The organism is Achromobacter sp. 46006 (assembly GCF_059761975.1).
Window position 1 is genome coordinate 12,684 of sequence record NZ_JCBANN010000053.1, and the last position, 25,998, is coordinate 38,681.

The window sequence follows — 25,998 nt, forward strand, 5'->3', positions numbered from 1 at the left end:
CTCGGATTGGGCGCCCGGGCCGATCGATACGCACCGGGTCATCGCCTGTCAAAGGACATGACGCACCAGAATCCAGAACACGAACCGCGTTTGCGAAAAAATCCCGTTCAACGGGACACTTCGCCGCCCGCCCGGCTTACCCAGACCAGATAGGACGAAGCGAATCGCAGCCGCAGCCCCGGCACACTTTCGGCCAACAACCGCAACGCCCGGTCGGGGTCATCCAGGGGTAGCACCACCGTCATGCGTATGCCCGTCAGGGCGGCCTTGTCGTAGAGAATCCATCCAGGCCGCTGACGATTCAATTCGTCCAGCACCTCGGTCAGCGCCCGGTCGTGCGCGACCAGTTGATGCAACCGCCAGGCGTTGTCCAACATATCGGCATCGACCGTCGTGACCGGCCCGACGCCTTGCGATGAAATCGCCACACGCTGCCCGGCCCGCGCCACCATCGGTGGAGCCTGAGTCCCGTGGACTGCCGCGACCTGTACCCGGGACTCGATCATCGTGAGTATCGTCACATCGTCGCGCCGCTCCACGACATAGCGCGTGCCCAGCGCTGTCAGCCGCGCCTCGCGAGTGCGCACCACGAAAGGACGCGATGCGTCCTTCGCCACCTCGACCAGCATCTGACCCTGCACCAGCTCCAGCTCGCGCTGCCTGGGATCGAAGGCCAGGTTCACCGCGCCATTGCCGGTCAGCGTGATCCGCGAGCCGTCCTCCAGCGTCCGGGTATGCCATTGGCCTGTCGTGCCGCGCACGTCTGCGAGCAGATAGCCCAAGGGATAAGCCTGCAGGGTCGTCCAACCCGCCAGGCCCGCAAACAGCAACGCGCCGATCACGAATCGCATCCGGTTGGCCCGGCGCTTTCCAGCAAGGGCGAAGGCGGCAGCGAATCCCGCCCGCGCCGGGCCCGCCGTTTGCACCGTGACGCCGCGCAGGCCTTGCATCTGCTCCACGACCCGCCACATGCTGCGCGCCGCAGCCGCGTGCGCCGGGCTTTGCCGCGTCCAGGCTTCCAGTTCCCGCCGTGCAACCTCGCGCTCGGCCACGTCGGCGGCGCTCAGGCGCACGATCCGGATGGCCGCCTGTTCGGCGATGGCATCGGGAATCGGCCCCTGGGTCACGCCGGCTTCCTTGGACTGCACGCCAATCGATCCATCAGCATGGGGCCAATACCTGATGGCAGCGCAGCAGGCCCTGAGCCAGATACTTCTGCACCATCCGCACCGAGATGCCCAGGCGTACAGCCACCTCCGGCTGGCTCTGATCCTCCAGGTAATGCAACAGGAAAGCCTCGCGGCCTTTCGGGGCCAGCGTCGCCAGCGCCATCGCCAGTTGCTCCACGGCCTGCACCGCGCTCATCACCGCCTCGGGCGACGGCGCCCCTTGCGGCATGGCCGCCGCGGCCAGCGCCATGGCTTCCAGATAGGCCCGCTCGACTCGCTGGCGCCGCAGGCGATCGAGCATCAGGCGCCGCGCGGCCGTGGTCAGGTAGGCCCTGGGCTCCGCCAGATCGGTCGGAGAAACCTTGGCCGTCAGCAGGCGCAGAAAGGTGTCATGAGCCAGGTCCGCTGCCTGCTCCGGGCATCCCAAGCGGCGGCGCAGCCAACCAGTGAGCCAACCGTGGTGGTCGACGTAGAGCGCCTTGACGGCCGAGACCAGGGGATGGGTTGCAGACACGATAATGTTCAATCAGGCGCCCCCCGGCGGGCAGGCACCTGGACCAACTCAAGCGAAAACGAGTTTCGATACTAGGTCGACTGAAGTGGTCACGCAATACAAGAGAAACATACGCGGTTCATCGGTTGCAAGGCCTGCCCGCCAACCCGCCCGCGCCATGCGGCCACTTCGCAATCAAGCCAGGTACGCCGCCACTTCGTCCGCCGTCAGATAGCGCACGAACGTCATCGACGGCTGTTGCGCATCGTGGATCGCGCCATTGAAACCGGACCAATTGCGCTGCATGCCGTCCTCGGTTTCCAGTGCGATCAGCACCCGCCTGCCATGCCTGGCCTGGTTGTCGCGCAAGGCCGCCTCGCCCCAGGCCAAGCGCAGGTCGCCAACCTGTTGGCCATTCGCATAGGCATCCACCTGCAACCATTGGAAATCGGCGCTGTCACGCTCGGCATCGGGCTCGCGCAGGGAGATCTCCCGGCGTATGCCCAACGGCCGGAGGTGGTCGCGCATCAGGTTCTGCAGCAGCGTGAAGGCGTGGAAATTGTTGTTGATGCCGTGCGCCCGCGCCACGAAGCCGGTGCCGGACGTGGGTAGCACCACCACCAGCTCATCCTCGTAGCTGATGCGCGATGCGAGCCACAGATAATGCAATTGCCCGAACGGCAGATTGTCGTTGCATGAGGTCATGGCGTAGAGCAGGTCCATCAGCTCGGCATCGGCGACAAAGGCCTGGTGGTTGCGCCGGTCGCGCATCAGCATCGCCATCATCGGCAGCACCAGGGTATCGACCGCCCCGACCAGCGCTTCGATCTGCCAGCGCTGGTCGGCGGGGATGGCCTCCAGCCGCGCCACGGCCTCGCGCCATGCCTGGCGGTCTTCCGCCTCGGCCTCATCATCGTCCTCTTCCACCTCGAGCGCGCAATAGGGCCGCAGCGTCCGCAACCAGGGCCGCAGCAGCGCCTGCAAGGCCGGGAACAGGCGGGTGGGATCGGCGCCATCCTCCACCAGCGAACCGCACATCAGCGCCAGCGCCGCAGCGCGGCCGGGATGCAGCGAAGGCAGCAGTTCCGCACAGAACCGCAGGCAGGCCTCGGTGTGCGCCGGATCCTCGGCGTCCCGGTAGAACGCGCGGACCTCGGGGCGCTGAAAGAAGGCTTCAAGGGTATCCAGGTCGTCGGCGGACGTGACCGGGGTTTGGAGCGCTGTGGCGAGCGGGGCGTGGGCAGTGGACATGGCTGAAAACCGGAAAGGCGGATTGTCGGGAAGCGGGCGCGAGGCGCCCGCGTGGCGGTCACGCCGCCGGACGTCGTTCCAGGTCGACCAGTGTATACAACGCCGCCACGGCGAGGTTCGTCGCCCGCGGGCCGGCAAACGCGCCCGCCCTGGTCGACGCCAGATGCATCCCATATCGCGGACATCGCAACCATTTACCAGACGTGTCCGAGCGCCGCGCCGCGCGCGGATCGCTAGGATCGGCCAATCCCTCCGATTATCGTCTCGAGAAAACCCGATGTCACAGCTTCCACCCCCAGGAGTTGCAGATGATGGCGGCCGCGCCGGCCCGCCGCCCGCCGGCGCCGCGCACGATGCCGACCGGCAAGTGCTGCCGCTCCAGTTCCACGGCGCCGCGCGCGACTACTTCGGCGTCTGGCTCATCAACGTCCTGTTGACGCTGTGCACCCTGGGAATCTGGTCGGCCTGGGCCAAGGTCAGGACCAGGCGCTGGTTCTACGGCCATACCCACCTCGCGGGCACGGGATTCGACTACCACGCCAGCGGCGGCCAGATACTGAAGGGCCGCCTGCTCGCCATCGTCCTGATCGCCGCCCTCTCGGTCATCAGCGCCTTGTGGCCGCTGGCCGAGAACGCGGTCACCATTGCGCTCCTGGCCTGCATGCCCTGGGCCATCAACGCCGGCCTGCGGTTCAACGCCTGCATGACCTCCTGGCGCAACGTGCGGTTCGATTTCCACGGCCGCTACGGACACGCGCTGCTCGTGTTCGTGCTCATCCCGCTGGCCTCGGTCTGCACGCTCGGGCTGCTCGCGCCCCTGGCCACGCAACGCCTGGCGCGCTACACGGCCGGCAGCTACCGCTTTGGCGCCGCCGCCTTCTCCTGCGCCCCTCGCCTGGGGACCCTGTATGCCGTGCTGCTGCGCAGCGCGGCGCTGTTTCTCGCCGTCTGCCTGCTCGGCGTATTGCTCGTCCAACTGGCCGGAACGGCAATGATCCGCGACTTCTCGTTTCCGGAAATGCTGCGCGGGCTGTCCGATCCGATGCCGAACGGCCAACGTCCTGCCTCGCCAGGGCTGCACATGTTCCTGGGAATGCTGCCGCTCATGCTGGCGGCGCTGTACGCCGCCTTGATCGTCGCGGTCATGTACTACAGCGCCAGCGCCCACAATGAAATCCTCAACCGCAGCACGCTGGCGGGCGGCCACCGCCTGCGCAGCGACATGGCGCCGCTGCGCTACCTCTGGATCACGCTCTCCGGCATCGCGGCCAGCCTGTTTACCGCGGGTCTGGCCTACCCCTGGGCGCGCGTGCGCCGCTACCGCTATGTGGCGCAGAGCATCGCGGTGGTGGCGGCGCCGGGCCTGGACGAATTCATGTCGCAGCAACCGGCACGCCTGCCCGGCGCCTTTGGCGCCGAATTCAGCCAGCTCGAAGGCTTTGCCGTTGTCTCGTCGCTCTGACCACGCACTGCCGACCGCGGACGCAAGCAACCCGCCCTGGGCCGCGGACAACGCGGCACCCAACGCCATCCACGGGCGGCTGTTCGAGGCCCGCTCGGCGGCCAGCCGCCCGGCGACCCTGCTTTGGCACCAGGATGGCAGCCTGCTCCTGCTGCACGACCAGACGCGCCGGACGCTGCCGGCCGGCGCCCTGCGGTGGTCCAGCCGCATCGGGACGGCCGCCCGGCGCGCCACGCTGCCCGGCTCGGCGGTCTTCGAGACCGACGACAACGAGCAGGTCGACCGGCTGGAGCGCCTGTATGGCCGCCGCACCCATGTGCTACATCGCCTGGAGCATCTCAGGATGCGATGGCTGGTGCTGGCGACAGCAGTCGCGCTGGCGTTCCTCCTGGCCTTGCGCTGGGCGATTCCCTGGCTGGGAGACACCGCCGCCCGAACGATTCCCCCCGCCATCGAAACCCGCATCGGCGCCAGTGTGCTGCGCGCGCTGGACCAGGCCGTGCTGCGCCCCAGCCTGCTCCCGCCCGAGCGCCGCCAGGCTATCCAGGCGGTGTTCGATGACTTGCTGGCCCATACCGGCCTGACGCCGCAACGGTCCCGGCTGCTGTTGCGCCAAGGCGGCCCACTGGTTGGCGCCAATGCCATGGCATTGCCGGGTGGCGGTGTCATCGTCACGGACGAGCTGGCGCGCCTGGTCGACACTCCCGACGCCCTGGCCGGGGTGCTGGCCCATGAAATCGGCCACGTTCAAAATCGACACGGCATGCGACGCCTGGGACGCCTGGCCGGTCTATCGGCCGTAGTGCTGCTTTTCAGCGGCGATGCCTCCGACCTGCTGCACCAGGCCGGCGTGCTGGGCACGGGGCTGCTGGACCTGGCCTACTCGCGCGACTTCGAACACGAAGCCGACGCCAGCGCCGTCTCGCTCCTGCGCAAGTCGGGCCGCGACCCGGCGCTGCTGGCCACGCTGCTGCGGCGCTTGAGCGCGCAGTCCGCGGCGGCGGGCGCCCTGCCGAACTGGTTGTCCACCCACCCATCGACCGAAGCCCGCACACGCTTCATCCTCGAAGGCCATTAACGCAGGCGGACGTCGCAGCCGTCACCCGCCCGCGGGCACCGCTTGCTCCACAACCCGGCCTGTGTAAAATGCTGCCTCGTCGCATCTGCAATGGATGCGCATCGCTACGACAGCGATCTTCGTGGACCCGGCGTCGCCGGGTGGCTCGGCCGGGCGCCTATCCCTCGGACAATCCCAAGCGACTTACGGCTCGCTCCAGACTCGACTTAGCCTTTCGCTGCGATGCCGCGCTTGCTGACTTCAAGTTGGCCAAACCATGTCTTTTGTTTCCTCGTTCCGCCGTGACTGGCTCGCCAGTCCCCGCGCCGACATCCTCGCGGGCATTGTCGTTGCCCTCGCCCTCATCCCGGAAGCCATCGGCTTTTCCATCATCGCCGGCGTCGACCCCAAAACCGGCCTGTATGCCTCGTTCTCGATCGCCGTCATCATCTCGCTGGTCGGCGGCCGACCGGGCATGATCTCGGCCGCCACCGCCGCCGTGGCGGTGGTCGTCGCGCCCCTGGTGCGCGAGCACGGCGTCGACTACCTGTTCGCCGCCACCATCCTGATGGGTGTCATCCAGGTCCTGGCCGGATTCCTGCGGCTGGACCTGCTGATGCAGTACGTTTCGCGCTCGGTCGTCACCGGTTTCGTCAACGCGCTCGCCATTCTTATCTTCATCGCGCAACTGCCGCAGCTGATCGGCGTCACCTGGGTTACCTACGCCATGGTGGCGGGCGGGCTGGCCATCATCTACCTGTTCCCGCGGCTGACGCGGGTGGTGCCCTCGCCGCTGGTCGCGATCATCGTGCTGACGACGCTCAGCATCCTGGGCGGCCTGTCCGTCAACACGGTCGGCGACACGGGCAAACTGCCGTCCGCCTTGCCCAGTTTCCAGTTGCCGGACGTGCCGTTCACCCTGGACACGCTGCGCATCATCCTGCCCTACTCGCTGACCATGGCCGCGGTGGGCCTGCTCGAATCGATGATGACCGCCCAGATCGTCGACGAAATGACCGACACGCCCAGCGACAAACGGCGCGAATGCAAAGGCCAGGGCATCGCCAACTTCGTCACCGGCTTCTTTGGCGGCATGGGCGGCTGCGCCATGATCGGCCAGTCGGTCATCAACGTGAAATCGGGCGGCTCGACCCGCCTGTCCACCTTCGTCGCCGGCGCGTTCCTGCTGTTCCTGATCGTGGCGCTGGGGCCGCTGGTGGCCCGCATTCCCATGCCGGCGCTGGTCGCGGTGATGATCATGGTGTCCATCGGCACCTTCAGTTGGCGTTCATTGGGCAACCTGCGCACCCACCCGTGGCAATCGTCCGTGGTCATGCTCGCCACTGTAGCGGTGGTGGTGTGGACCCACGACCTGGCGCGCGGCGTGCTGGTCGGGGTGCTGCTCAGCGGCGTGTTCTTCGCGTCCAAGGTGAAGCGTTTGCTGACCGTCGAATCGAGCCTGTCCGCCGACGGCGCCACCCGCACCTATGCCTTCGCAGGGCAGGTGTTCTTCGCGTCGACCGACCGGTTCGCGGAAATGATCGACTTCAAGGAACCGGCCGGGCATGTGGTGCTGGACGTGTCGGCCGCGCATTTCTGGGACATCTCCGCCGTTGGCGCGCTGGACAAGGTGGTGATCAAGCTGCGGCGCGCCGGCGTGCGGGTGGACGTGCGTGGGCTGAACCAGGCCAGCGCCACGCTGATCGGCCGCTTTGGCGTCCACGACAAGGGACTCAATACCGGTAATTCACCCCCAGCATCGCACTGAACGGCGCGCCGTAGTAATTGCTGTAGACGTTGGTGCTGGCGTAGTACTTCTTGTCCAGCACATTGTTCAGGTTGAGCGTGGCCGACCACTGCCGGTTGAACTGGTAGCGCGCCATCAGGTCGAGCAGCGCATAGCTGCTTTGCGAGGAACCGAACTCCTGTCCGCCCGGGCCGCGGCTGATGAAGCCGCTCTGGCTTTCCCAGCGCACGCCGCCGCCCACGGTCAGGGCGCTCCAGGCGCCGGGCAAGCGGTAGGTCGTATAGAGCTTGGCGATATGGCGCGGCAGCCCGACCTGGGTCGAGAAGCCGCTCGGCAGGCGGCGATCCACATAGGCGTATGACAGTTGCATCTGCCAACCGGGCGCCAGCTCGCCGCTGAGCTCGGCCTCGACCCCGCGCAGCACGGCGCCGTTGGCGGCGACATAGGCGTTGTCGCCATTGGGCGCGAGCTTGTCGCCGTCCAGCATGGCGTAGTTGTCCTGGCGGGTGCGGAACAGGGCCAGCGCGCCGTTCAGGCGGCCGTCGAGCCACGCGGTCTTCAAGCCGACTTCGTAGGTGTTGCCCTTGATCGGCGCGATGCCGCTGCCCGACGCCGTCTGCGCCTGCTGCGGCAGGAAGATGCTGGTATAGCTGGCATAGGCCGACACGCTCGGCGTCAGATCGTAGACCACGCCGGCATACGGCGTGTAGACGCCCTGCTCACGCATGTTGTCCGGATAGGCCGAGCCATCGTTGTAGGTGTACGAGGCCTGCTGGTCCCACCAGGTGACCCGCGACCCCAGCACCAGCGACAGCGCATCGGTCGGCCGCAGGCGCAACGCGCCATAGACCGCGCGCTGCTTCTCGGTGTAATGGCGCTTGCCGGTGGCTTGCCATTGCGGTTCCGGCATATCGCCATCCCAGGCGCGCACGTCCGGGATGACCGGGTCGTAACCCGGCGCGGTCCAGAGCGGATAGGTGTCGTAGTCGCCCCGGGTGCGCGACAGGCTCATGCCCAGCACCAGGTCGTGGCGGCGGCCGAACGCGTCGAAGGCGCCGTTCAGGCTGGCGTCCAGGGCATTCTGGGTCTTGGGGATCGGCCATTTGGCGACCCACAGCGAGGCGCCCTGTCCGGTCTGCGGATTGGCCCAGCCGTTGCTGCTGAACCAGCCATAGGTGCGGTCGTTGTCGTCGCCGGTGCGCGACAGCGTCAGCGACCCCTTCCACGATGGCGAGAATTCGTGGTCTAGCGTGGCGAAGACGTTATAGCGCGTGCGCTCCTGGCGGCTCCAGTTGGTGGCGGAATTGAAGCGTTGCCGGAAGTCGGTCTTGGAACCATCGGCGTAGTACGCGGGAAAACCGAAGTACGAGCACGCCGTGCATTTCTTGCGCTGGTATTCCGCCCCCAGGGTCAGCAAGGTGCCCGTCGTCAGGTCCGCCTCGACGACCCCATACAGCAACTGCGAATCCTGCTTGACGCGGTCGATGAACGAGCCGCCTTCCTGCCAGGCGCCCACCAGCCGCCCGCGCAGCTTGCCCGACGCATCCAGCGGGCTGCCCAGGTCGAACTCGGTGCGCCGGTAGTCCCACGACCCGACGCTGGCGCCGACCCCGGCCTCGAACTCGCGGGTCGGCCGCTTGCGCACCAGGTTAATGGAAGCGGCCGGATTGCCCGCCCCGCTCAGCAGGCCGGTTGAGCCGCGCACCACTTCGATGCGGTCATACAGCGCCGTATCCAGCCCCAGGGCATTGAAGTCCTTGTGGGTCGGCACGCCGTCGACCTGCATGTTGGTGATTTCCAAGCCGCGCGCATACAGGCCTTTCTCGTTGTCGTCCGCCGAGCCCTTCTTCTTGAAAACCAGGCCCGGCGTGTTGACGATGGCGTCTTCCAGGGTGTTCAGGCCCTGGTCGGTGAGCCGCTGGCGCGTCATCACCGAGACCGACTGCGGCGTCTCGCGCAATGTCATCGGCAGACGGGTGGCGGTATTCGACACGCCGACCGTGTACGAATCGGTTCCCTCGCTGGGCATGGGCTCGCGCGCCCCCAGCACCTCCACCGGCGCCAGCGTCTGCGCGTTGGCCACGCGCAGGCCGTAGCGATTGCCCCCCTGGTCGATTGCTTCCAGGCCGGTCCCCGACAACATCATCGCCAGGCCCGCGGCCACGCCGTAATCGCCTTGCAGGCCGGCGCTCTGGCGGCCCTGGGTGAGCGAGGCGTCGAAAGCCAGCACCACGCCGGCCTGGGCGGCAAAACGGCTCAACGCCAGGCCGAGCGGGCCGGGCGGCACATCGTAGTGGCGGGAGGCCTGTGCGCTTGGCACGGCCTGCGCCTGCGCTGGCGGCGCGGCGCCCAGGGCGGCCAGGGCAATCAGGACGGCGCGCGCCAGGGGCGCGAACGAGGTGTGATGGCGACGCAAGGGTACAGAAGGCATGGACTCAGTTTCCGTGTGGCAGATCCGACGTAATCCCTGCTAAGTCGGACGAGCGCGGAAAAAGGACAATGCCGTGGAGAAAAAATCAATGACGGGCAACGATGCGGACGTAATAGCGCGTGTAGCGGGACACACGCACGGGCAAGGCGCGCGCCACGGCGGCCAGGGCCTGGTCGGTGTCATCGACCGGAAACGCCCCCGACAGGCGCAACGCCGCCACCGCTTCGTCGCACTGCAACAGGCCCGGCCGGTAGCGGTCGAGGCGGGCAATGAAGTCGTCCAGCCGCCAGTTGTCCACCACCAGCAGGCCACGGGTCCAGGCGTCGGGCTCGCCGGTGATGGCGCCGGCCGCGTGCGCGCCCGAGGCGGCCAGCGTGCCTTGCTCGCCTGCTTGCAGGACCCGCGGCATACCGCCATCCGCCGGCTCCAGCACCACCGCGTGGCGCAGCACCGCGACCCGTGTCAGGTCGGACTGGCGCGTGACGACGAAGCGCGTGCCCAAGGGGCGCACCACACCGTGCGCGGTGAACACGCGCAAGGGCGGCAGGCCGGGCCTGACATGTTCGGTGTCGATCAGGATTTCGCCGGCATGCACGACGATGCGGCGCCGGCCGGAATCGACCGTGACGTCCACGGCGCTGCCGCTGTCGAGCCAGAGCAGGGTGCCATCGGCCAGCCGCAGTTCGCGGCGCTCGCCGGTCTCGGTGCGGTAGTCGGCCAGCATCCGGTCCATCGGCAGCGCGCGCCAGGCCGCCAGGCCGCCGGCGCCCAACAGCAGCACCGCGCCCAGGCCATTGCGCAACGCGGCGCGGCGGCGCGAAAAGTGCAGGTCGGCGCGGTGCAGCGTATCGGCGGCCAACCGCGCCGGCGCCGCCCCCAGCGTGCCGCGCAGGCGCTCGACCTGGCGCCAGATGCGCGCATGCTCGGGATCGGCCGCCAGCCAACGCCCATGCGCGGCCAGATCGGCCGCGCTGACATCGTCCGCACAGAGCCGTGCATACCATTGCGCCGCCGCGGCGATGGTCTTGTCCGCCATCGCCGCCTACGGCCTGGCCAGCGCGTACAGCAGGCAATGCTCCGTGGCGCGCGCCATGTACTTCTTGATGGAGCTGACCGTCACGCCCAGGCGGGCGGCGATCTCGGCGTAGCTGGCGCCTTCCAGTTGGGACATCAGGAAGGCGCGCCGCACCTTGTCGCCCAGGCCTTGCAGCATGGCGTCGATCTCGCGGATGGTTTCGAGCAGGATGGCCTGGGTTTCGGGCGACATGGCGCTGGCCTCGGGCTGCTGCGCCAGCGTTTCAAGCCAGGCCCGCTCGAGCACCTGGCGGCGGATATGGTCGACCAGCGTGCGCTGCGCCACCGTCGCCAGGAAACTGCGCGGCTGCCGCACGCCCTGCAATTGCGCCATCGAGGCCGGCGAGGCCAGCAGCCGCAGGAAGGTGTCCTGCGCCAGGTCGGCGGCCTCGGCCGGCACGTTCAGGCGCCGCAGCAGCCAGCCGCGCAGCCAGCCGTGGTGGTCGCGGTACAGCCTGCCGAGCTCGCGGTGCTCCAGGGATTCCGTGGACGACATGGCCGTCGCGTCAGCGCCTTGTGAATTTCAGGAATGGGAATTGTAATCATTATTGATGCCGACATTCAATTGCCGCTTCCCATCCGATCGCATCGGCGCGCGCCGGCGCCCCAAGCGCCGGCCGCGTGAAGCGCCGCGCCGATGCGGGCACGGCCCAGGTTCACTTCTGCTTGCCCGAGGCGTCCTGCTCGACCACCATATCCAGCACATACACCTTCGACGGCGCATCGGCGGGCGGGTTCTTCCAGTCGTAGCGCTTGACGCGCAGCACGGTGCGCACGCCATCACGGTGGTCGTAGCCTTCGATCGACTGGTACAGCGGGTGCCAGTCTTCCTGCGGCGGCAGCTGCACGCCGGCGTCGCTATAGCGGCGCTCGCGCACCATCAGGCACTGGTAGCGCGGGATCATGGGATGGCTGCAATCGGCGCGCTTGGGCGCCACTTCCAGGAACATGATCTCGCCGGCGCTGCCGTACAAGGTTTCCGGCGTCGGCTCGCCGACGAACTTCAGCACGCTGCCATCCTGCGCCACCAGTTCCAGGGCCGGTTCGGTGGACTCGCCGCTGAGCGTGGCGCGCAGGTCGCCCTTCAGGCGCTGGCCGATCTCGGCATCCAGTTTCATCAGGCCGGGTTCGCACGCCTTCATCGTCGAGGCGAGGTTGGCGGCATGCAACACGCCGTCCTTATAGGTGTAGCCGCCGAATTGCGTGTTGCAGCCGCCGCGCACGTTCAGCGCGTCGGCCGTGAACGACAGGCGCAGCGGTTGTTCGACGCCCTTTTGCAGCGCGGGGATGGACTTGCCCGCGGCATCGGTGGCCGACACCAGGCGCCAGTGATAGGCGGGCAGGCTCAACGCATTCGCGGCGGGCATGGAGGCAGGGGTGGGCATGGTGGAAGATCCTTCGCCAGGAGAGGAAACCGGTGCGCAAGCCTGCAGCAGCACGGCGCAGACGGACGCCAGGAGCATTGTTTTTTTCATGGGTTTTTCCTATCAGCCGGATGGCACTGGTGAAAACCCGGATTCTACGTCCGGTGCGTGGACGAATTGGCCGGGTTCCGTCCCCGGACGTATCAAAATCTTGCCGCTTTGCTGAACGCAAGCTGACCTCAAAACCTTCGTCCGTTTCCCCGCTTGCCTGCGATGGCGCGGCCGATATCAGCGCCCGGGGCGGGCGGATCGCCGTCCGGCGGGCAATTACTTTCTGACACGCACGCGCCCCCGCCCGCGCAACGATGCTGCGCAGTAATGCGGATCTTTGCGGCATCGATGCGCGCGTCCTCTCGCCATGACGCGACCGCACCATATCAATCGACCCGCAGCATCCCCGCCGCTTCGCGCACCCGGCCTTGCGCCATCAGGGCCGCCAGCGCCAGCCCCAGGCGCGCCTCGGCATCCGCCAGGGTGCGCGACAATCCCAGCAGGCGGCAGACCGACTTGACCACGTCCGCCCGCGGGGCGTTGCCGGTCATGGCCAGCACCCGCAGCACGCCATTGGCCAGCTCTTCCAGGCAGACATCGTCCACGCGGCGGCGCGAGGCCTCGTGCTCGCCCGCGCCGCGAAACCCCGTCCAGGCCGCCGGCTGCACGTCCGCCGGCCACAGGAAAGTGACCTCGCCTTCACGGGTGCGGCGATTGCCGGCGGGGGTCAATTGGCGCAGGCGCTCGACGATGCGCGCACCGGTGCGTTCCAGGCCCCAGGCCCGCGCCACCCGGCGATGCAGCACGCTTTCGGGCAACGGCCCTTCGGTCTCGATCACCTGGCGCAAATCGGCGCTCAGCCGTTGATTGCTGGCCTGCGCGTAGAACGCCTGCGCATCGCCCGCCGCCAGGTCGGTCACCGGGTAGGTATCGAAGCCGCCCATCGGCGTCCCTGCCAGTTCACGCGAGCCGGGCACCGAGCCATCGTCAGTGGTGATGGTGAACGCCACCTCATCGTCCGCCTCGGGCGGGAGCTCGGGCTCCGCCGGCGCCTCTTCCTCTTTGCGCTCGAGTTCGGCGTCCAGCCGGGCCAGCAGCTTTTCCACTTCGCGTTCGGGATTGATCCACCAGTCGGTCGACCAGACCCGGTGCAGGCGCCAGCCCAGTCCTTCCAGCACCACCTGCCGCAGACGGTCGCGGTCACGCGCGGTGGCGCCGGCATGGTAGGCACGGCCATCGCATTCGATGCCCAGCAGGTAGCGTCCCGGCGCGCGCGGATCGACCACGCCCATGTCGATGCGGTAACCCGAGCAACCGACCTGCGGATGCACCACCCAGCCGCGCTCGCGCAATACCTTGATGACCTGCGCCTCGAACGGGCTGTCGGGCTGGCGGCCGCTGGGCAGCGACTGCGCCGCCAGCGCGCGCGGGCCCTTCAGGGCGAACTCCAGGTAGTGCTTCAGGTCGCGCACGCCGGCGGCGCGGACCCTCGACAGATCGATCTGCTCCGGCGACAGCGTGCTGTAGATCACCACGCCTTCGCGAGCCCGCGAGATCGCCACATTCAGGCGGCGGTGCCCCCCTTCGCCGTTGAGGGGACCGAAGTTCATCGTCATCTTGCCGGCCGCGTCCGGACCGTAGGTGATCGAGAAATAGATCACGTCGCGCTCGTCGCCCTGCACGTTCTCCAGGTTCTTGATGAAGAGCGGTTCGCGCGCCTGCGCCGCGATGGCCTTGTCCAGCGCGGCATTGGCGCGGCGGCGCGCGTCCAGCAGGGTTTCAATGAGCGATTGCTGTGGCTGGTTGAAGGTCACCACGCCCAGGCTCTGGCGGCGCCGGGCCGGGTCCAGGTAGTGTTGCTCGATGCCCTGGACGATGGCCTCGGCCTCGGCGCGGTTGCTGCGGCTGCCGCCGCGGTCGTAGACCCCGGCCACGCGTTCCAGCCGCACCGCCACGTCGTCGGTGACCGGCGACGGGAAGGTGATCAGCTGCGAATCGTAGTAGGTCACGTTGCTGAACGTGATCAGGCTTTCGTGGCGGCTGCGGTAATGCCACTGCAGCCGCAGGCGATTCATGTCGGCGCCCAGGCATTCGTCCAGGATGCTCTCCAGGTCTTCCACCTGGCCATCATCGCCGGCGCCGTCGTCCTCGCTGGCCGACTTGCTGAAGAAGCTGGTGGGCGGCAACTGCTTGGTGTCGCCCACCACCACCAGCTGCTGCCCGCGCGCGATCGCGCCGATCGAATCCCACACCGGGATCTGCGAGGCTTCGTCGAACACCACCACGTCGAACTGCGAATGGCCGGCGTCCAGGTATTGCGCAACCGACAGCGGCGACATCAGCAGGCAGGGCTTGAGCCGTGGCAGCAAGGTCGGCAGGCGCTGCATCAATTGGCGCACCGGCACATGGCGCGTCTTCTTCTGCAGCTCGCGGCGCAACAGGCCCAGTTCGCTGTCGGGACTGACCAGGACGGCGTTGCCGGCGGGAACCTTGCCCGCCAGCAACGCCGCGATATGGGCGCACGTCAGTTGCTGGAAACGGTCGTCGGCCTGGCGGAACTCGCGGATCTTGCGATCGTGGTCGGCGCTGGAAAACGAACGCAGCAGCGGCGAATGGTCGATGACCTTCTTGACCCACCAATCGCGGTAGCTGAATTCGAAATGGGCCTCGACCTCGGCCAGCGGCACGCGTCCCGATTCCAGCGTCGCGACCAGGCCCTGTAACTGCATGTCGACCGCCTGTTCGCGTGCCTGGCGCCAGACACACCACGACATCAGGCTCCGCTTCTTGAGACGCCAGGCGGCCAGCACCGTCTGCATGCGCTCGAGCGCACCGTCATCGCCGGGCGCCCCTGCCAGCGGCGCAGTCGGCCGCGCCAGCGCCTCCAGCGCGGCAAGATGCTCGCACAGCGCGCGCCAGGCGTCGCGAGTGTCGAGCAAACGCTGGCCGAGCGGCGCGCCCGGCTGCAGGAAGGCGCGGTTCTCGCCCACCAGCGGCTGCAGACGCGTGCGCAGCGCGGTGGCGGCGAGCGGATCGCCGGCCATCAGCGTGACCGCTTCGGCAAAGCGCTCGGCCCATTGCTCATGGCGTCCGATCTGCTCCCAGTCCGTATCCAGGCCAGCGTAGTCGTTCAGCAACAGGCGCTCGGCGTCGGCCTTCAAGGCTGCCAGTTCGCGGTCTTCGGCATTCACTCGCGCCAGGGGTTCCAGCATGGCGGCGATGGCGGCGTCGTCCGGGCGGCGTGCGTCGGCGCGGAACGCCGCCAACCGCTTGCGCATGCCGCGCCTGGCGAAGAACGACTTGGGCCACCAGGCGGCGCAGGCGGCCTGCCATTCGGCCCGCAGCGCCGCGGCGTCCAGGTCCGCCAGCCGCGCCTGCCAGGCCGCGCCGACCTCGGCCCAGCCGGCATTGCGCGCCAGGCCATGGCGGGCCAGCGCCTGCACCCGCACGCGCGCAGCCGGATCGTGCGCCTGCGCGGCCAGGCCGGCGGGCACGCGCGGCGCGGCCAGCAAGACCTCGATCAGCGTGTCCAGGCGCGCGCAGGCGTCCAGACTCAACCCGGCTGCCGACACGCCCAGTTCCGCGCCGGCAGCGGCCACGCACGCCTTGAAAGCATCCACCGCCTGGTCCAGCGTCCGCGCCGCCGCCAGCAGCGCGTCCTGCCAGCTCGGGCTCCACTCGGTCATGCCGATGTGCGCCAGCGCGTGGCCATGCAACGCGCCCAGCTCGCCCGACAGCGTCGCCATGCGCCGCGCCGCCTCGCGCAGCCGCGCCAGGCCTTGTTCATCGTGCGCCTGGGCATCCGGCCAGAACATGGGCGAGGCTTCCTGGCCGGCGTGCTGGATGCCCGTGCCGATGGCGTCATAGACCGTCAGGCCGTTGGGGTGCCGCTGGTGCAGGGCCTCGACCAGGCCGTTAAGCGCCTGGCGCAGCTCGCCCAGACGCTCGGCTTCGCGGTTCCATTCATCGCTGGTGCGCTGGCTGCCCAGCTCCAGCGCCCGGCCCAATTGCTGCAGCACTTCGGACTTGCGCGCCTTGGACGAATGCAGTTCCAGGCAGAACGGCCCCAGGCCGATCTGGGCCAGGCGGCGATACACCACTTCCAGCGCCGCCATTTTCTCGGAAACGAACAGCACGGACTTGCCGCGCGCCAGCAGGTGCGCGATCAGGTTGGTGATGGTCTGGCTCTTGCCGGTGCCGGGCGGACCTTCCAGCACCAGGTCACGGCCGGCGTCGACCGCGCAGATCGCCTTCAATTGCGAGGAATCCGACAGCAGCGGCGTCAGCAGGTCTTCGGGCCGGTAGTTGTCGTCCAGGTGGTCCAGGCGCGGGTCCCAGGGTTGCTGCGCAAAGGCCTGGCCGGGATGGTCGATCAGGTGCCGCACCACGCGGTTGGCCTTGAGCTGGCCGCTGCGGTCCTGCAGGTCCTTCCACATCAGGTACTTGGTGAAAGAGAAAATCCCCAGGTGCACCTGCTCCAGCACTTCCCAGCCGGCGATCTCGCGCACCGCCAGCCGGAACGCCTGCAGCACCCGCGCCACGTCCACGCCCTTGTCGTCGCTCGGCAACACATCCAGGCCGGGGATGCGCAACTCGTAGTCGTTGCGCAGCATCTGCAGCAAGGTGGGATTGATGATGGTCTCGTCATCGTGGCGCACCAGCCGGAAGCCGCTGCGCACCGACTGGCGCTGCAGCGACACCGGCAACAGGATCAGCGGCGCCAGGTGAATGCTCTCGGCGGCGGGATGCTCGGTCCAGCGCAACATGCCCAGCGCCAGGTACAGCGTGTTGGCGCCACCTTCTTCCAGGCCGGTGCGCGCGGCGCCGAAAATATTCAACAGGTTGGCGTCCAGCGCGTCCTGCGGCACGCGGGCGATCAGTTCGTGGCTGGCCAATGCCTCCAGCGCCATGTCGTCCAGCGGCGCGCGGCCGCCACGGTCGACATGCACCTGCGCCACGCGCGGGTCGCTGCCCTCCATCAAGGCCGCCGGCAGGGGCCGGATACGGAACTCGCTGCCATCGGCAATGGCGTCTTCAAGCCGCCCCAGGTCGGGGACCACCAGCGGCAGCGTGGACTTGGTGTGCTTGAAATTCAGCAGCCGGTTGCGCAGCGTCAGGTCGAGCAGGCGCGACTTCCACCTGGCCAGACGGCCTTCGGGCGTGTCATCGGCCGGTTCCAGGCTGATGACGAACTCCGGGTCCAGCGGGGGCAGCGCCGGCATCGGCTCGATGGCCGCTGGCGCTTCGGGAGCCGGCGTCGCGTCCGGTTCCAGGCTGGCGCCGCGCGACGGCAACGGCTTGATCTGCAACTCGCGCGCGCGATGCACGTCGATGGCATAGCGAAAGGAATCCGCTTCGCGCAGGTGCGCCGCGCCCTGCTCCAGCGCCAGCCGCAAGGACGGCCGGAAACTCGGATGCTGGGCGATCCCGGTGGTCTCGAACGCCAGGAATTCACCGCTGTCCACGCGCTTGCGCACGGCCTGCACATCATCGGTCAGCGGGTCGGGAAAACACGCCGGGTGCAGCCACACCCCCACCCAGGCGTGGCCTTCCTTCATCAGGATCACGGGGCGCAGCCCGGCCTGCTCCAGGCACGACGAAAACAACATCGCCAGGTCCAGGCAGGTGGCCACGCGGGCCTCCAGGATGCGCTCGGGCGTGCGGATCTTCTGGCCGTCGACGCCGAATGAGGCAGGCGGCTCGGCGTAATGCAACGTTTCGGCCGCCAGCGTGCTGTAGATGGCCGACACCTGCTTCCAGACCACGTCTCGGCTCTTGGACTGGTAGCCGTTCATGGTCAGGTCGCTGTGCTGTTCGCGCAGCAGCCGGGCGGCCTTGCCGATCAACGCATCCACGGCCGGATTGTTCGGCATGGAAAACGCGGCCAGCAATTCCGGCAGCGCGCGGGTGCCGGCCCACTGGTCATAGGCCAGCACGGTCACGGATTGCGTGGCGCGGCCCACTTCCCCGCCGCCGGCCAGCGCCGTGACTTCGATGGCGGCGCGCTGTGCTTCCTGCAGCGCGGCCAGGTAGGCATGGTCCGGAGCCAGGTCCAGCGGCGCGATGCGGCGGATTTCGCCGGGCACCAGCACGTCGAAGTGCAGCCGCACGCCCTGGGCGAACGCCGGATTGCAGCGGATCGCGATTTCGACGTTGTCGAAGGTCTCTTGCGAGCGGTTGGTCAGCCGCAGCGACCGCAGCACCGGCACCGCGTTCTGGATCGAGGCATAACCCAGCGTCGGGTCGGCCTCGATGTCGATCGTGATGGCGTCCGGCGCGACCGGCGCCGGGCCGGCCGTCCCGGCGGCATGCGCCGCGCTCTCCTGGATGGCCGGGGAGTCCAGGTCTTGTCGCTTGTCCATCGGTCTCTCTCTGCTCGGTTCATCGCCGTCAACCGGGCACTATAGACGGAAATCGAAGGACTATTCGCCACTGCCCCAACGTCCACACCCGTAGCGCCCGATGCGGCACCGGCGTGGCCCGGCGGCGTGTCAGCCGCGTTCGGCGATAATCAGACAACGACACTACCCGCCCGGCACGCCGCCGGGCCACCCCGATGCGTATCCGCGCCGCTCTGCTGCTCTGCTCACTGGCCCTTCCCCTGCACGCCCCGCTGGCGCGCGCCGACACCCGGGTGCAATCCCTGGACCAGGTGCCCGGCGCCATCAAGACGCAGGACGCCCGCAAGATGTACGACAGCCAGATGAGCGGCGCCCCACGGCCCGACGGCCTGGGTGTGCAACTGCCGCCGGGCTTCAGCAGCGCCTTCCTGTTGCAGCAGCTTGCGCCCGGGCAGAACCCCAAGCGCCTGCTGTTGGCTGGCGCCAGGGCCTGGCCGCAGCGCCCCGGATCCTACGTGGCGCTGGTGTGTCTGGCGGCCAGCGCCGAACGGGCGGAACGGCTCAGGCAGTTCGGCGGCGGCGACTGCGCCGACCTGTCGCGCGACCAGGACAAGAACGAGATATGGGTGGGCGTGTTCGAATCGACGCCCGGCGCCGCGCCCCGCCTGGTGGCCCGCAGCGAGGTCCCGGTGGCGGCGCCGACCGACTGGAGCGACACTGAAATCGACCCGCCCATGGACCTGGCCATGCAGGAAGCCGGCGCGCCAATGCTGTCCACGCCCGAAAGCTGGAAGCGTTTCGACCTGGCGCCTTACCGCATCGCCCCCGGCGCCACCGCCTTCGGCCTGCGCGCCGGCTGGAGCGAGGGCTATGCCGGCGGCGGCGCCGACTTCGAGGCGCTGTACCTGTTCCGCATCGATGGCGCGGCCCTGAAGGTGGTGTTCGCCCAGCCCATGTCGTTCGTCAAATCCATCGCCGGCGACTGGAACCCCGATGGCACGCGCGAACACGACGAATCCGACGCCAGCAATTCCCTGGTCATCCTGCCGGGCAAGACCGGCGGCTACTTCGACATCCAGTTACGCCAGCAGGGCGGCAAGTGGAAGCGCACGTTCAAGTGGTCGGCGGCGAAGCAGGCTTACGAATAAACGCCCGCTGTGCCTCAGGCCGCATCCACGTAATTCGGCTTACCGCCCAGGAACTTCAGCAATTCCTCCGGCTGGCTGACCTGCGCCAGCGGAATGAAATACACCTCGTCCGCCACATCCGGACGCTGCACCGGGATGATCTGTAGATAATCCGGCGTCAACGCGATCAATGCGATCTTGTCGTTTTCGTATTCGGATTCGAAATGGCTGCCGTTCTGGTCCAGCACGAAGCGCTCCGGATAGAAGCGCGCCGTTCCCTTCAGGCTGCCGGCGCCCTTGAAAATCGTCTTGCGGATCATGCGCTTGAGCACCCATTTGGGCGTCGGCTGGCCGCTGCCCAGGCGCTTGATGATGCCGCGGGTCTTGGCGGCCGCGATGAAGCTCAGCGCCATCAACAGCATCACGCTGGCAAAGACGGCGGTATGCGCGCCCACCTTGCCGGTGACCAGCTTCTCGATGCCGACGATGACGATGGACGCCAGGAATGCGCCATGGCGCACCCAGGTCCACTTGCGCGTTGCCGCCTTGACCACATCGGCGGCGCGCTGGCGCTGTGCCAGCAGATGCGCTTCCAGCGTCTCAAGGGGCAGTTCGTAGTCGGCTTGGCTGATGGGTACGGCGTCGGTCACGATGGGGCCTTTCTGTATGCGGACAAAACCTCCGATTATGCCTGCCCGCGGCGCGAAGCCTCCCGCAGCGCGCCGACCGGGCGGCGCGGGCCGCCCGGCGCCAGGCTCGCACCGGTTCGGCCGCCCAATGAAAAAACCCGCAGTCCCCATGCCGGGGGCCTGCGGGTTCCGCGACCTGGCCCGGCGCCGCGCGCCAGACCCGCCGCCTCAACCGATCACGCGGAAGCGTTCGGCGTCGTCCATGAAGGCCTTTTCGCCGAAGCCGTTTTCGTTCGAGCCGAACGGCATCTGTGCGCGCAGCTTCCAACTGGCGGGCACATTCCATTCACCCGCCACGGCGGCGTCGATCAGCGGGTTGTAGTGCTGCAGGCTGGCGCCCACGCCGGCGTTGGCCAGCGCGGTCCAGACCGACAATTGGGCCATGCCGCCCGCCTGTTCCGACCACACCGGGAAGTTGTCGGCGTACAGCGCAAATTTTTCCTGCAGGCTGCGCACCACGTCCTGGTCTTCGAAGAACAGCACGGTGCCGACGCCGGCGGCAAAGCTCTTGAGCTTGGCTTCGGTCTTGTCGAAGCCTTCGGCCGGGGCGACCTTGCGCACTTCCTCGATAGCCAGGTTCCAGAGCTTGTCGCTTTCGGCGCCGAACAGGATCACCGCGCGCGAGCTTTGCGAATTGAACGACGAGGGGCTGTGCTTGATCGCGTCCTGGATCAGGGTCGCCAGTTCCTCTTTCGAGGCGGACAGGTTGCGGCCCAGCGAATACTGCGTGCGGCGCTTCTTCAGTGCGTCGAGGTATGCGTTGCTCATGAGGGGGATGCCTTTCGACTGGTAGATAGGGGAAGAACGAGTGAACAAATTCTACTGGCCGACGCCGCGCGCGACCACCGCCCGGCGGCCCAAAAGCGCGCTTTTTCGCGGAACAAACTGTTCCAGTTTTGTAGCGAATGGACCGGGATTGCATCGATCCGGCATCGATCCGCAGCCACCGCCCGACGGGAGCGGCCCGGCCATTTCGCACTGCCGTGGCCATCGTTGCCGGCCGCGGGCGCCATTCCGCCCCGTGCGGCCGGACGCGGCGCACTCAGGCCGGCAGCAGCCGCGCGCCGCCGACCGGCGCGCGATGCGCCTGTGGCGTGGCGCCGGCCGCGCCTACCCGGAACGCCGCCACCGCCTGCCGCAAATCGGCCGCCTGTGCCCGCAGCGCCTCGGCGCCGGCCGAGGCCTCTTGCACCCGGCGCGCGTTCTTCTGCGTGTCCTCATCCAGTTGCGCGATCACGTGCGCCACGTGCTCGATGCGCCCGGTCTGCTCTGCCGACGCCTGCACAATGCCATCCATGGTCGCCGTGGTCTGCGTGATCGCATCCAGGATCAGATCCATGGTCTGGCCCGCCGCGCCCACCCGGTCCACGCCCTGGCGCACCGTATCGGCCGATTGCGAGATCAGCCCATTGATCTCCTTGGCGGCGGTGGCCGAACGCTGCGCCAGCGAACGCACCTCGCTGGCGACCACGGCAAAGCCCTTGCCCTGTTCGCCCGCGCGCGCCGCCTCGACCGCGGCATTGAGCGCCAGGATGTTGGTCTGGAAGGCAATGCCTTCAATCACGGAAGTGATATCGGAAATCTGCGCCGAGGCCTGCGACAGATGCTGCATCGTATCGATCACCGCTTGCATGGTCTGGCTGCCCTGGCGCGCGGCGTCCATGGCCTGGCCCGCCATCACGCCGGCTTCCTGCGCCTCGTGCGCGTTGCGCTTGACCGCGTCGGTCAGCGCCTGCATGGATTCGGCCGTCTGGCGCAGCGCGCGTGCTTCGTCGCTCGTGCGCGCCGACAGGTCGGCGTTGCCCTCGGCCAACTGCACGCTCACCACCGACACCGCGTCGGCATGCTGGCGCACGCCACCCACCACCGAGGCCAGATTGCGCTGCATGGCCGCCAGCGTGGCCAGGATGCTGTGCCCGTCGCCGGCCCTGACAGAGATCGGGCTGGCCAGATCGCCGGCGCTGACGGCCTGCGCGATGCGCTTGAGCGCCGCCGGCTCGGCCCCCAGCGCGCGGGTGATGCGGCGCGCGATCAACCAGGCCAGACCGGCCCCCAGCAGAATGGCCGCGCCCGTCAACGCCAGCATCAATTGCTGGAAATCGATGCCCACACGCCGCGCCATGTCGCTCTGCTCTTTCATCAGGTGCTCTTCCAGATCGATCATGCGATTGATGGCCGCCAGCCACTGCACGAACAGCGGCCGGAGCTGGTCCAGCAACGGCCGCGCCTGGGCCGCATCGCCCTGTTGCAGGACCGTCAGCAGGCGCTGCACCATCGGCAGCGTGCGGGCCTCGACCTCTTTGATGCCGGCCAGGGTATCGCGCTCCTGCGCCAGGACATCGGCGCCGCGCGCGAACAAGGCATCCATCGGCACGGCGGCCTCGCCGTATTGGCGCTTGAGGCGCTCAATGTCGGCCACCAGCGCGCGCAATTCAGCGGGATTGGCCAGCACCGCATCGCGCAGCGCGATGGAACGATCGTGGACACTGCCGCGGAACGTGATGGCGTAGCGTTGCTTGACGCCATGGACATCGTTGATGGCGGTCAGCGCGCCATTCATCCGATTGACCTGGGCGATGCCGACCACGGTCAGCAACACCATCAGGCACAGCACGACGGCAAAGCCGAGCATGATCAAGCCGCCCGTGCTGCGCAGGGTGGTGCGTAAAGGGGAATGGGAGTCCTGCATGAAACCTCCTGCGGCGGCTGGCGCAAACCGGCGTGCCTATCGATTTAATTTATAAAAACTATTAATAAAACAATTTTAATTATATATAACTATTTCAAAAAACGTCACTGCGCGCTCCAGGGCGCGGTCCGTATTGGCCACGACACGAAGAACGATGCCGGTCCGGCCAATATTCCGCCCGATGCTGGCAGACTACGCATTCGCCTATCGTCGGAACCCGTCATGCTGAAAGACCGCCGTTTCCAGATCTGGCTGGCCCTGTTCGCGCTGGTCGTCACGTGGCACGTGGCGCTGCTCTGGCCCCGCAGTCCGCAATCCCCTCCCATAGGTGGTGGCGGCTACGACCTCTCGGACTTCGTCTACACGCTGACCCTGCTCGCCTTCAGTGGCGTGTGGTCGCTGGTCGCGCTACTGGTGGGCTTCGGCCGCGCCCAGGCCCTGGACGCCAGGCGGGCCTACTGGCTGGCCGCCATCGGCGCGGCGACGTTCGTGGGGGCTGCCATCGCCTTCGGGCACCATCTGCACTAGCGGCCACCCGCGTCTCCCGCGCGCGCCGGCGGCGCAAAAAAAAACGGCCCCCCCGGGGCCGGCCACGCGCGCCTTGCGCCGGTGGCGCGGACGGCGGGTCCGCGGCCATCCGGCACATTTGCGCCATCAGGTACCGACGGCGGTACCGTCCTGCTTCCAGATCACCACCGTGGCCGGGCGCGGCCGGCTCGCGGTCGCGTCGTCCGGCCACTTGGAAGCCATCAGCGGATTGTTCTGCGCGTCCGTCACACTCGGCCCCTCGCCCGGGTGCTGGATGTTGATGAACAGGTACTTCTGGTCAGGGGTCCAGGTCAGGCCGGTCACTTCGCAACCGATCGGGCCGGTCATGAACCGGCGGATTTCCTTGGTGGCCGGGTTCGCGACCAGCATCTGGTTATTGCCCTGCCCGGCATAGGCGCCGGCATTGGAATAATTGCCATCCGTCTCGATCCACAGCAGGCCGCGCTTGTCGAAAGCCAGGCCGTCGGGGCTGTTGAAGGTGTTATCGGCGGTGATGTTGGCCGAGCCGCTGCGCAGGTCGCTGCGCGGATACAGCGTCGGATTGCCGGCCAGCACGAAAATATCCCATTCGAAAGCCAGCGAGGCCGGGTCGCCGTTCTTCTCGCGCCAGCGCACGATCTGGCCGTACTGGTTGCCGGTGCGCGGATTGGCATCATCGGCCCCCGGATGCTGCGGCCCGCCCGGGTAGCGGGTGGCGCCGCCGCCGCGCGCGCTGTTGTTGGTCAGCGTGACATAGGCTTCGCGCGTGGTCGGATGGGTGGTGATCCACTCGGGCCGGTCCATCGGCGTGGCGCCGACCGCGTCGGCGGCCTGGCGGGTCTTGACCAGCAACTCGCCCATATCCTGGTTGAACAGCGCGCCCAGGGTGCCACCGGCTTCGGCCGGCGTGTCGAGTTTGAGCGGAATCCATTCGCCCACCCCCATGGCATCGCCCTGCGCGGCGCCGTCCAGGAAGCGCGCGACATACAGCGTGCCCTTGTCCAGCAGCAAACGATTGAGCGCCGGGCGGGCCGGATCGTACTTGCCGTCGGACACGAACTTGTAGATGTACTCGCTGACCTGGTCATCGCCCATGTAGACCACCACGCGCTTGTCGTCGGCCAGCGTCATCGCGGCGTTCTCGTGCTTGAAGCGACCCAGCGCGGTCAGTTTCTTGGGGGTGGAGTTCGGATCGAACGGGTCGATCTCGACGACCCAGCCGCAACGGTTGTATTCATTGGGCTCCAGCGCCCAGTTGAAGCGGTTGTCGTAGTGGTCCCAGCGGTACGAGCTGCTGGAAGTCTTGCCCGCGCCCTTGTAGCGCTCCATGTGCGCCTGGTACTCGGCATCCGGATAGTTCACCGTGGTGGGATCGGCCGTGCCGACGCCGAAGTAGTCGGTGAAATTCTCTTCGCACGTGAGGTAGGTATTCCACAGCGTGTAGCCGTTGCCACAATTGCCAAACGTACCAAAACAGCGCGTGCCCGACGGATCGGCGTTGGTGCGGACCAGGCGATTGCCCGCGGCCGGCCCCACCAGTTGCATGGCGACGTTGGCATTGACGCTGCGGTTGAAAGGCGAGTCCAACACCGGTTCCCACTGGCCGTTGCTCAGGCGCAGATGACGCACCGACACGCCGTGCGCGTGCTGCGACTTGCGCACCCAGTCCAGGTTCCACTGCGCATTGCCGGGTTGTACGCCAACCGGATAGAAGTATTCCGGCGTGGTGTATTCGTGGTTGGTGACCATCAGGCCTTCCACGCTGCTGCCGTTGGCGCTGTCGGTGCCATCGATCGGGAAGAAATGCATGCCGTCGTGGTTGTAGCCGAGCTGGCGAGCCTGATCGTCGCCGCCGTTGCTGGCGTCGGCCTTGAAGGCCGGCGCGCCCGCGAACAGTGGGTCGCCCCAGCGGTTGATCACCGCGAACTGATAGCCCTCGGGAACCACCACGGTATCGGCCGTGCTGATCGGCACCGCCTTGAAGTTCAGCGCCACCGGCTTGGACGGATCTTCCCCGCCCGGCGTGGTGCCCGGCGAATCGCCATCATCGTCGTCATCGCCTCCACAGGCCGTCAGGCCCGCGCCCATGAAGCCGACGGCGCCGGCGCCCAGGCCAGCCTTTAGAAAGCCGCGGCGCGATACCGCGCGGCGCACCACTTCATTGAAATGCACTGCCTGGGAAGGGTTGGACGCGATGTCGTCCTGATCCGAAGCGCTCATCAGTTTTCCTGTCATTGTTGGTGTTTTCGACTGACACACCCGCGAGCCAGCCTGGCGGCATGATCGTTCCCGAACATGACGCGTAAATAACAGCAAAATGAAAGGTTTATGATAAGAAGCTGAACGAAGAAGGCTGAACCTCAAGACCGGCGCGGCACAGCCATTGACGCGGCACCCCGCCGCAGCCGCCCCCTGGGCGCGCGATCCGGGGCAGATCCCCCCGGCACGGCGGCCAGGCCTGACCAGGCCAAAATCACCCGACCTGGCGCCGCCAAGCAAAACGCCCGCTGGAACTTGCGTTCCAG

The 25,998-nt window shown here is 67.7% G+C and carries 17 protein-coding genes and 1 other annotated feature; of the genes, 5 read left to right on the forward strand and 12 right to left on the reverse strand.

What is annotated here, in order from left to right:
- Positions 1-107 precede the first annotated feature (107 nt).
- From AC6LKG_RS20735 to AC6LKG_RS20745, 3 genes are all read right to left on the reverse strand, one after another.
- Complete coding sequence (locus AC6LKG_RS20735) at positions 108-1,148, reverse strand: FecR family protein (protein WP_498167592.1); 1,041 nt, start codon at positions 1,146-1,148, stop codon at positions 108-110.
- A gap of 13 nt (positions 1,149-1,161) precedes the next feature.
- The gene (locus AC6LKG_RS20740) at positions 1,162-1,683 is read right to left on the reverse strand and encodes a sigma-70 family RNA polymerase sigma factor (protein WP_498167593.1); all 522 of its coding nucleotides are present in this window, start codon (positions 1,681-1,683) and stop codon (positions 1,162-1,164) included.
- 174 nt (positions 1,684-1,857) lie between these two features.
- Positions 1,858-2,913, reverse strand: coding sequence for a hypothetical protein (locus AC6LKG_RS20745; protein ID WP_498167595.1), 1,056 nt, complete (start codon positions 2,911-2,913; stop codon positions 1,858-1,860).
- 277 nt (positions 2,914-3,190) lie between these two features.
- Here AC6LKG_RS20745 and AC6LKG_RS20750 point away from each other — a divergent pair, with 277 nt between their 5' ends.
- The 3 genes from AC6LKG_RS20750 to AC6LKG_RS20760 all read left to right on the forward strand — a co-directional run bounded on the left by AC6LKG_RS20750 (position 3,191) and on the right by AC6LKG_RS20760 (position 7,200).
- Positions 3,191-4,375 carry a YjgN family protein gene (locus AC6LKG_RS20750; RefSeq protein WP_498167598.1) on the forward strand — a complete coding sequence of 395 codons (1,185 nt, stop codon included), beginning with the start codon at positions 3,191-3,193 and terminating at the stop codon, positions 4,373-4,375.
- Entirely contained in the window at positions 4,359-5,453 is a 1,095-nt protein-coding gene (locus AC6LKG_RS20755) for a M48 family metallopeptidase (protein WP_498167601.1), read from the forward strand. The genes AC6LKG_RS20750 and AC6LKG_RS20755 overlap by 17 nt, the downstream gene beginning before the upstream one ends.
- 120 nt (positions 5,454-5,573) lie before the next feature.
- Positions 5,574-5,627, forward strand: a sequence feature (sul1 is cis-regulatory element that is thought to sense ions involved in sulfur or methionine metabolism; They are found in Alphaproteobacteria).
- A gap of 82 nt (positions 5,628-5,709) precedes the next feature.
- A complete protein-coding gene (locus AC6LKG_RS20760; protein ID WP_498167603.1) occupies positions 5,710-7,200 on the forward strand; it encodes a SulP family inorganic anion transporter in 1,491 nt (496 codons plus the stop codon).
- Here the strand turns inward: AC6LKG_RS20760 and AC6LKG_RS20765 are convergent.
- From AC6LKG_RS20765 to proA, 5 genes are all read right to left on the reverse strand, one after another.
- Complete coding sequence (locus tag AC6LKG_RS20765; RefSeq protein WP_498167606.1) at positions 7,166-9,610, reverse strand: TonB-dependent siderophore receptor; 2,445 nt, start codon at positions 9,608-9,610, stop codon at positions 7,166-7,168. The genes AC6LKG_RS20760 and AC6LKG_RS20765 overlap by 35 nt on opposite strands.
- A gap of 85 nt (positions 9,611-9,695) precedes the next feature.
- Positions 9,696-10,646: a FecR domain-containing protein gene (locus tag AC6LKG_RS20770; RefSeq protein ID WP_498167609.1), complete on the reverse strand. Its 951-nt coding sequence runs from the start codon at positions 10,644-10,646 to the stop codon at positions 9,696-9,698.
- Between the two features lie 6 nt (positions 10,647-10,652).
- Positions 10,653-11,180 (reverse strand): sigma-70 family RNA polymerase sigma factor, encoded by a 528-nt coding sequence (locus tag AC6LKG_RS20775; RefSeq protein ID WP_498167612.1) that lies wholly within the window; start codon positions 11,178-11,180, stop codon positions 10,653-10,655.
- Positions 11,181-11,340: 160 nt separating this feature from the next.
- On the reverse strand, positions 11,341-12,069 hold the full coding sequence (locus AC6LKG_RS20780; protein ID WP_498167614.1) for a DUF4377 domain-containing protein: 729 nt from the start codon (positions 12,067-12,069) through the stop codon (positions 11,341-11,343).
- 416 nt (positions 12,070-12,485) lie between these two features.
- Entirely contained in the window at positions 12,486-18,461 is a 5,976-nt protein-coding gene (gene proA / locus AC6LKG_RS20785) for an anti-phage protein ProA (protein ID WP_498167617.1), read from the reverse strand.
- Between the two features lie 194 nt (positions 18,462-18,655).
- Between proA and AC6LKG_RS20790 the strand changes: the two genes are divergently transcribed.
- The gene (locus tag AC6LKG_RS20790; RefSeq protein WP_498167620.1) at positions 18,656-19,588 is read left to right on the forward strand and encodes a hypothetical protein; all 933 of its coding nucleotides are present in this window, start codon (positions 18,656-18,658) and stop codon (positions 19,586-19,588) included.
- 14 nt (positions 19,589-19,602) lie between these two features.
- On the opposite strand, the gene AC6LKG_RS20795 is transcribed toward AC6LKG_RS20790, so the two are convergent.
- From AC6LKG_RS20795 to AC6LKG_RS20805, 3 genes are all read right to left on the reverse strand, one after another.
- A complete protein-coding gene (locus AC6LKG_RS20795; RefSeq protein WP_498167623.1) occupies positions 19,603-20,217 on the reverse strand; it encodes a hypothetical protein in 615 nt (204 codons plus the stop codon).
- A 207-nt stretch (positions 20,218-20,424) separates the two neighbouring features.
- Positions 20,425-21,024, reverse strand: a complete 600-nt coding sequence (locus tag AC6LKG_RS20800) for a nitroreductase family protein (RefSeq protein WP_498167625.1) — start codon at positions 21,022-21,024, stop codon at positions 20,425-20,427.
- A gap of 274 nt (positions 21,025-21,298) precedes the next feature.
- Positions 21,299-22,945, reverse strand: coding sequence for a methyl-accepting chemotaxis protein (locus AC6LKG_RS20805; RefSeq protein ID WP_498167628.1), 1,647 nt, complete (start codon positions 22,943-22,945; stop codon positions 21,299-21,301).
- Between the two features lie 222 nt (positions 22,946-23,167).
- Here AC6LKG_RS20805 and AC6LKG_RS20810 point away from each other — a divergent pair, with 222 nt between their 5' ends.
- Positions 23,168-23,473 (forward strand): hypothetical protein, encoded by a 306-nt coding sequence (locus tag AC6LKG_RS20810; RefSeq protein WP_498167631.1) that lies wholly within the window; start codon positions 23,168-23,170, stop codon positions 23,471-23,473.
- A 126-nt stretch (positions 23,474-23,599) separates the two neighbouring features.
- Here AC6LKG_RS20810 and AC6LKG_RS20815 read toward each other — a convergent pair whose 3' ends face one another.
- Positions 23,600-25,693 carry a PhoX family protein gene (locus tag AC6LKG_RS20815; RefSeq protein ID WP_498167634.1) on the reverse strand — a complete coding sequence of 698 codons (2,094 nt, stop codon included), beginning with the start codon at positions 25,691-25,693 and terminating at the stop codon, positions 23,600-23,602.
- Between the last annotated feature and the right edge of the window lie 305 nt (positions 25,694-25,998).